Source organism: Streptomyces sp. H39-S7 (assembly GCF_027158205.1).
Lineage (GTDB): Bacteria > Actinomycetota > Actinomycetes > Streptomycetales > Streptomycetaceae > Actinacidiphila.
Genome location: NZ_JAPVLU010000121.1, coordinates 1 through 4268 on the forward strand (window position 1 = coordinate 1; position 4268 = coordinate 4268).

Genomic DNA, 4268 nt, shown 5'->3' on the forward strand with positions numbered 1-4268 from the left:
CTGGGGGCCGCCGGAGACGGGGCTCTCCGGCGCCGAGTCGGCCGCCGGCGTGGGGAGGGGGAGGTGCTGCGCGCGAGGCTGTCGTTGAGCTGGACCGGGTCAGCCTGCCAGTCGGGCGAGGGCCAGCGCGTGAGCGCGGTCGAGCGAGTCGGCAGCAGCGCAAGGGATGTCCGGCTGCACGCCGACGCCCTCCCAGTTCGTGTTGGAGACCGGGTTGATGGCGCGGCCAAGGGGGACGGTGACTTCCAGATGTGGATGCACGGTCCAGCCCTTGCACGGGTGTGCGCCGCCGCGGGTGGGCTCGCCGACGACTACGGCGCGGCCGAGCTGCTGGAGGTCGTACGCCAGTTCCTCAGCGGCAGAGAATGTGCTGTCGCTGGACAGCACATACAGCGGCTTGCTGCCGCCGAAGCGCGCGCCGGGAACGTGCGGCAGGCTCCAGGACTGCTCGCTGCGCTTTTCGCCGCGCCAGCACATGGTGTTGAGGTGGGTGCGCTCGTCCAGGAGATAGCTGCAGACGAAGGCGACCGTGTCCGGGTCGCCGCCACGGTTGGCGCGAAGGTCCACGATCAGCGCCGCGGCGCGGGAGACCAGGGTGAGCGCGGCGCCCAGCGGTTCGGCGGCCCACTCCAACGGAAACAGCATCGGTGCCAACTCCACCACGGCGACCCCTCCGTCGAGCAACTGCACCCGGGGCGCACCGCCCAGCGAGGTGTCGAAGTCCCGGCGCATGGCGTCCAGGGTGGCCGCCCCCTGCGTCGGGAACACCGGGTCAGCGTGGTGCTTCAGTCTCAGGTGTCGGTCGCTGTTGACGGACTGCAGGTCCGCGGTGACCAGCCGGGCGAGCTCCTCGGCGTCGTCGACGTCGTAGGCGCCCTCGATGAGGCGTCGTTGCAGCAGATCGGCGAGCTGTTCGGCTATCTCGGGGAAGACGTAATGCTCGGTCAGAAGCCGGGCTGTCTCGTCGATAACAGGGGCCGGCGAAAGTTTCGTTGGAGTCGTCACGGCAGGGAGTAGAACATTGCCCTTGCGAACGCGTCAAAGAGTGGGACACCTCTGGTACGCGTGATCGGCTTTCCCACCTGCCGCCTCCACAGGATGGCTTGGGGGTGAGTCGGGTTCTGGCCCAGATCTTGGGAAATGGTCACAGACGTGACGGTGTCGTTCGTTTGTGAGGGATGGTCACGACTCTGAGCCCGTCACCGTGCGCCTCGAGTGCCACAGGCAAGGGCCCTGTCCGACTGGCACATACGCTGTCGCGACGTACCTGAGATTCCGACAGGAGTGGACAGGGCAGCCGCCAGGTGGCCGGTCGGATCGGCGTGCGGCCGGGCGTGCACCGGCCCCCAGTCGACGTCAGCAGGCCAGCTGACGTCGGCCAGGTAGGCGGTGGCGTCGTTGAGGGACACAAGGACGATCTCCACCACCGGCGCGCGCCGCAGCACCGGTGAGCCGCCCTCGATCACGTCCTGGTACTCCGCCGACCTGCAGGTCACCACGATGCGGCGGCCATCGCCGCACGCATGGTTGACGGCGCGCACCGCGCTGCGGCGGGCCGTCTCGGGGATCTCGTCGAGGCCGTCCAGGACCGGCAGCAACAGCCGCGCGATCAGCAGGCGCCGCGGGATGTCTTCACGCCCGCCGTAGTACGAGGTGGCCACGGTGCCCATGATCCAGTCGTCCAGCGACTCGCTGACCGGGTCCCAGGTGGAGACCGACGGCAGCAAGGGCACCGGCGCCGGATCGGCCCGGTCCGGGTCACGGGTCCGGTCGCGCAGCAGCCCCAGGGTGAGCATCAGGGCCAGCAGGATCGGCCGGGCTCACCGGCGCGCACACCCCGATAATCTACTCATCCACGCAACAGTGCCGGACACCTCCGGGCATTGTCAGCCAAATCCCACTCTGCGCCCATCGTGACGCACGCCCTCGCCGGATCAGTCCGTCAGTCGTCCTCAAGCTGCGACGGACCGGGTGGTGCCGCCGAGGAGGCGATCACATGACCGGCGCCGCTACGAGGCCCCATCGAGCGTCGGGTGTGCTTGCCTGCGGTTCGGTGTGGGGCTGACGGTCTCCTGCCGGCCGAAGGCGCGTTCCGCGTCCCGGCTCGTGGCGCGTCGTCGAGGCTCGAAAGGGCTTCGATGGCCTGACGGTCACCGGGTGCCGGGGCGATACCCGCTGCGGTCAGGAGAACGTTCAGCTCCAGGCGGCGTCGGTCCGCCGGAGGCAGCAGAATCTCCCAGCGTTCCCGCGGGTCCGGAGGCGCCAGTCGGACCGGCCCGTCATCGTCGACAGGAGCGGGCCAGAATCCACCGCCGAGTCCGTCACCTGTGGGGGCTGCGGATCCCGAGGCGTCGAACGCGTCCGCACCGGGGCAGCGGTACGGGTCGACAACGAAGTGTGCGACGGTCGGCGCCGTTGGAGAGTGCTGCCAGGAATCCATTCGAACCTCCCACATCGGTGCCTTGCTTGACACCGTTCAAGAGCAATCACAGGTCCCGGGCAGTTCCAGTACAGCGCCCGCACCACCCGAATGCCCTAAAGCAAAATCGTCAACGGAAATCGCGATCACGGAGGCTGGTTCACGCGCCGCGAGCGACGTTGCCACGGTTCACGGGTCCAGTGCCTTCACCCAGACTTCGGGATGGCCCGGGTTCGCGAGGCCCACGGCCACGGAAAGCGGGCTGTCGTTCATCGGGCCGTTCGGCGAGTCCTGGCTGCCGATCAAGTGTGGGTTCTTGGGCGGGTGCAGACCGCATGGGCCCTGTGGTCCGCTGCTCTCCGGGCGGGCCGGCCGGCCCGGGCGAACCGCATGACCCGGCCTGTCCCGGCACGCGCGAGCCCCGGGAGCCCGGGGATCGCCACCGTGGTGGAGCCCGTTGGCTCAACGGGACGGCACATTCCCATCGTTGAACTCGGTCGCGGCGACTACCGTGAGGAGTATCGGCCGCGACGGCAGTGGTTCCGTCGCGTCAGGTGTGGTCGGGCGGCCACGGTCGGCCGGGCCGGGGAGGTCGGCGCCATGAAGGAGATCCGGCTGCTGGGCGAGCAACGCATCGTTGCCGGCCAGGACTCCGACGCCACGCCGCAATCGTCACGGGCGGTCGCGCTGCTGGGCTACCTGGTGCTGCGTGCGGGGATGGCACAGAGCAGGCGGCATCTCGCGGCTGTCTTCTGGCCCGATTCCGCGGAGGCCCAGGCGAGGACCAACCTCCGGCGCGAGCTCCACCATCTCCGGATCCTCCTCGGCCCGGACCCGTCGCTGGTGATCGGCTCCGCGACGCTGGGGTGGGTCGACAGTCCGTCGTGCCGGGTGGACGTCCGGGTGTTCGGCACGGAACGGGCGGCGGCGATGTCGGCCCGGGCAACGGGAGACCGGATCGGATTTCTCACCCATGCGGCTGCGGCGATCGGCGAATACCGCGGGGACCTCGCGCCGGGGTCCTTCGACAGCTGGATCATCGACGAGAGGGAGCGCCTGCGGCGGGAATGCGTCGATCTCTGCGACCTGGCCGTGACCGGTTGGCTCGATGCCGGGGACCCGTTACGGGCGGTGGAGGTCGCCCGGTTCAGGATCCGGCTCGAGCCGCACGAAGAGGCCGGCTACCGCCGGTTGATGGACCTGCAGATGGAGTCCGGGGACCGGGCCGCCGCGATGAGCACGTATCACCGGTGTGCGTCGGTGCTGGAGCAGGAGCTCGACATGACTCCGAGCCCCGACACCCTGGTGCGGGCGGTTGACGAACTCTGGCGGCACCGGATCCTGCGGGTGCAGCCCACCGGCTACGACTTCTCCCACGACCTGCTCCGCGACGCGGCCTACGCGTCGGTCACTCCCGCCCGGCGCTGGCTGCTGCACCGGCGACTGGCCCAGGGCGTCGAACTCCTCCACCGCGGTGGCCTCGACGAGGTCGCGGCCACGCTCGCCGAGCAGTACGACCGGGGCGGCCGCCCGGACCGCGCACTGGACTACTTCGCCCGGGCCGCCGAAGTGGCCGCCGGGATGTTCGCCCACGCCGAAGCCGTCCGGCTCTACCGGCGCTGCCTGGTCCTGGCGGCCCGGCTGTCGGGGCGCGACCGCGACGTCCGGGAGCTGGACCTACTCCAGGCGATGTCCGCGCCGCTCACCGCGTTGCAGGGCTATTCCTCTCCCGAGGTGCAGAAGGCAGTGGAGAGGTCGGTCGCTCTGGCCGAACGCCTCAACAGACCGCCGCAGTTGCTGGCCGGGCTGGTCGGGCTGTGGGCGGTCTACTTCGTCCAGGGCCGCATGG

At 70.0% G+C, this 4268-nt stretch carries 3 protein-coding genes; 1 reads left to right on the top strand and 2 read right to left on the bottom strand.

The features are described from left to right. Positions 1-99: 99 nt before the first annotated feature. Positions 100-1005: a S41 family peptidase gene (locus O3X23_RS43620; protein WP_269280883.1), complete on the bottom strand. Its 906-nt coding sequence runs from the start codon at positions 1003-1005 to the stop codon at positions 100-102. Positions 1006-1199: 194 nt separating this feature from the next. Next, positions 1200-1796: a hypothetical protein gene (locus O3X23_RS43625; protein ID WP_269280886.1), complete on the bottom strand. Its 597-nt coding sequence runs from the start codon at positions 1794-1796 to the stop codon at positions 1200-1202. A 1223-nt stretch (positions 1797-3019) separates the two neighbouring features. Here O3X23_RS43625 and O3X23_RS43630 point away from each other — a divergent pair. Then, the coding region (locus O3X23_RS43630) for an AfsR/SARP family transcriptional regulator (RefSeq protein ID WP_269280889.1) at positions 3020-4268 on the top strand (1249 nt) is incomplete at its 3' end.

Excerpts from the sequence above, each read along its gene's own strand:
- O3X23_RS43625 (WP_269280886.1), bottom strand. The coding sequence starts at position 1,796 with ATGCTCACCCTGGGGCTGCTGCGCGACCGGACCCGTGACCCGGACCGG.